This window comes from Bradyrhizobium sp. (assembly GCF_049519115.1).
Classification (GTDB): domain Bacteria; phylum Pseudomonadota; class Alphaproteobacteria; order Rhizobiales; family Xanthobacteraceae; genus Bradyrhizobium.
In genome coordinates this window covers 1-3,272 of the sequence record NZ_JBEKRB010000172.1, presented here as the reverse complement: position 1 = coordinate 3,272, position 3,272 = coordinate 1, and the positions used below count along the sequence as shown (strand labels likewise).

At 60.0% G+C, this 3,272-nt stretch carries 1 protein-coding gene and 1 pseudogene; both read left to right on the top strand.

The annotated features are described in order from the left end of the window. Positions 1-551 precede the first annotated feature (551 nt). On the top strand, positions 552-2,153 hold the full coding sequence (locus ABSE61_RS36700) for an ABC transporter substrate-binding protein (protein WP_423876041.1): 1,602 nt from the start codon (positions 552-554) through the stop codon (positions 2,151-2,153). A 143-nt stretch (positions 2,154-2,296) separates the two neighbouring features. Beyond that, positions 2,297-3,272: pseudogene (locus ABSE61_RS36695) on the top strand (transposase); the annotation flags it as partial.

The following is a 3,272-nucleotide window of genomic DNA, read 5'->3' as shown; positions in this document are numbered from 1 at the left end:
GGGGGGATCGAGGAAACGTCGGCATCATGCGAAGCCCGGTCCGCGCCTCGATCCTACCCGACCGGAGGCGGGTGACTGCCTCCGGCGACCCGGTGGGTGGCGTCGCGAGACGCCCCCCTATCTCGATCATTGGCACGAATCGGACCAACCGGGATGTTGTACTGATGTCCGTTAATCGGTGCAGACCTGAAGTGAGCGATACACGCTCAGAGTGACGCGACTGACCCTTGCCGTGTGAAAACGCAAAACTCCAACGCGCGACGAGAATGATATTCTTACGTTCAACCTTAAACTTGAACGGACTTGCAATTCGGGTATCTCAGACGGTCTTTCAACGACTAACTTGTTCTATCGCGATCGAGCGTCTTCGCGTTTTCACACAGCCAAGACCCATTTCGGAAGTCGACCGCCATGTAGATTTTCACCGACGCGCAATTCAGACGAGCACGCTTGCAAACCGATAGCGTGATCCATTATCCGCGATCCGATGGATTTTATTCGCACCGCAGTGTAGGGTGGATCCGGACGTGTCCGACCTGACGGGGGACGCAATGCATCGACGCGCATTTCTGAAGTCTTTCGCCGGCGTCGGTACTGTGGCCGCGGCAGGTGGACTGGCCACTCCGGCAATATCGCAACGCGCCGCGGCACGGACGGTGCGTCTGGTGCCGCACGCGGACCTCGCCAACTTTGACCCGATCTGGACCTCCGCCTATATAGTCCGCAACGCAGGCTTACTTGTGTGGGACACGCTTTACGGCGTGGACGGTAATCTTAACGTCCAGCGTCAGATGGTCGAAGCCGAGGAATTGTCGAGCGACGGCCTGACCTGGGCATTCCGCCTTCGGCCTGATCTCAAATTCCACGATGGTGAGCCGGTGTTGGCCAAGGATGTGGTCGCCAGCATTAATCGCTGGGCCGCGCGCGATCCGCTCGGGCAGACGATCAAGACCATCGAGCAAGAGCTTGTCGCCGTTGACGATCGCACGTTCCGCTGGGTGCTCAAGCAGCCCTATCCGAAGATGCTGCTGGCGCTTGGCAAGATCTCATCGCCCTGCTGCTTCGTGATGCCGGCCCGGATTGCGGAGACCGATCCGTTCAAGCAGATCACCGAATACGTCGGCAGCGGCCCCATGCGCTTCGCGCGCAGTGACTGGGTTCCCGGGAGCCGGTCGGCGTTCGAAAGATTCGCCGATTATGTGCCGCGCCCGGAAGAAGCGTCCTGGATGGCGGGCGGAAAGCGTATCATCACGGACCGCATCGAGTGGATCACCATGCCTGATCCGGCAACCGCGGCCGCCGCTCTGCAGAACCGCGAAATCGACTGGTGGGAGTTCGCGCTTCCCGATCTGGTCCCGATGCTGCGAAAGAGTCGTAATGTTGTGGTCGATATCCAGGACCGGTTGGGGAATGTCGGCGTCCTGTCGATGAACCACCTGTTTCCGCCTTTCAACGATGCGCGGGCGCGGCGCGCGCTCCTCACTGCCTTGAGCCAAGAGGAATACATGCGCGCCTATGTCGGCGACGATGCAAAAATGTGGAAAGCGCAGCCTGGATATTTCACGCCCGGTTCTGCTCTCTATACCGAGCAAGGTGGCGAAATACTCAAGGGCCCACGCAAACTCGATGCCGCCAAGCGGCTGCTCGCCGAAAGCGGCTATGCCGGCGATGCAATTTTTTGCATGGCCGCACAGGACATACCCCAACACAAGGCGTGGGGCGACGTGACCGCGGATCTGTTGAAGCAGCTCGGCATGAACGTTGATTTCGCCGCCGCCGATTGGGGCACCGTAGTAGCGCGCCGCACCCAGAAGAACCCGCCGGCCAAGGGTGGCTGGCACCTGTATCCCACAAGCACCTACGGCGTTGATTGGGTGTTTCCGATCAGTCCGTTTATCCAGGCGAGTGGCAGCGTAGCGGTCAATGGCTGGGCGAAGAGTCCCGCGGTCGAAGGGGAGATTGCTGCCTGGTTCAACGCAAACACGCCTGATGACGAAAGGGTGGCTGCACGACGCCTGAATGAGGTGGCTTTAAACGAGGTCGTGTGCGCCCCACTCGGCTGGTATCTTCGCCACTCAGCTTGGACGAAGAACCTTACTGGCGTGTCCCAAGGGCCGTTTCCCTTCTTCTGGGGGGTGAGCAAATCTTCTTGACCCCTGCTGCGGGACAACGCCGTACGTTTGCCGCGTCAAACGGCGAATGTCTCTTCCTGGCAGATTTTGTTGCAAAAGTCGGTTGAGATGGCCGGCGAGGCGTGATTCCGTTGTGGTAACGCGATTCTGGGCGAGGTCGATCCATGATGGGCCGTCTGAAGAGTGACCAGGGTCAACTGTTCTACGCGTTTCGCCTTGGTGATGCGTTCCTGACGATCATCTAGTACGGAAGATCGACGCCGCGCTCGATCTAACCTGGCTGCGCGGCGAACTTGCGCCCCACTATTCGTCCATAGGCCGCCCGTCGATCGATCCGGAGCTGATGATCCGGATGCTGGTCGTGGGGTATGTCTTTGCGATCCGTTCGGAGCGGCTGATCTGCCGCGAGGTGCAGGTGAACCTTGCCTATCGGTGGTTCTGCAAACTCGGTATCGAGGACGCGATTCCGGATCATTCGGCGTTCTCACGTGCCCGCAATGAGCGTTTCCGCGAGGGAGAGGTTTTTCGCCGCGTGTTCGAGCGTGTCGTGGAGACATGCATTGCCGCCGGTCTGGTTGGTGGCGAAGGCTTTGCGGTTGATGCGAGCCTGATTCAGGCCGACGCTAATAAGCAACGCTCGATCGCGGGTCAGGATTGGCGCAGGGATCGCGATCCGGCGAGGTCCAGCCGCGCCGTGAAGGAGTATCTGGCGACCCTCGACGATACAGCGTGGGGCGCGGCGAGCGATGTCGTACCGAAGTTCGTTTCGCCGTCCGATCCCGCAGCCCAGTGGACCGGGGCGCACAAGGGACCGGCATTCTTCGCTTACTCGGACAACTATCTCATCGACGTCAAGTTTGGGGTGATCGTTGATGTCGAGGCATCCCGCGCCATTCGTCAGGCCGAGGTCGGCGCTGCAAAGACCATGATCGACCGAACCGAAGAGTGCTTCGGCCTCAAGCCGGAGCGACTTGCCGCCGATACCGCTTACGGTGCGGCTTCGATGCTGAACTGGCTTGTCGAGGAGAAGGGCATCGCACCACATATCCCCGTGCTCGACAAATCGAAGCGAGATGATGGCACCTTCTCGCGCAGCGACTTTCGATATGATCCGACCAGCGACGTCTACTACTGCCCGGG

What these genes read in the sequence shown, in the direction of transcription:
- ABSE61_RS36700 (WP_423876041.1), top strand. Translation starts at nt 552, where the DNA reads ATGCATCGACGCGCATTTCTGAAGTCTTTCGCCGGCGTCGGTACTGTG.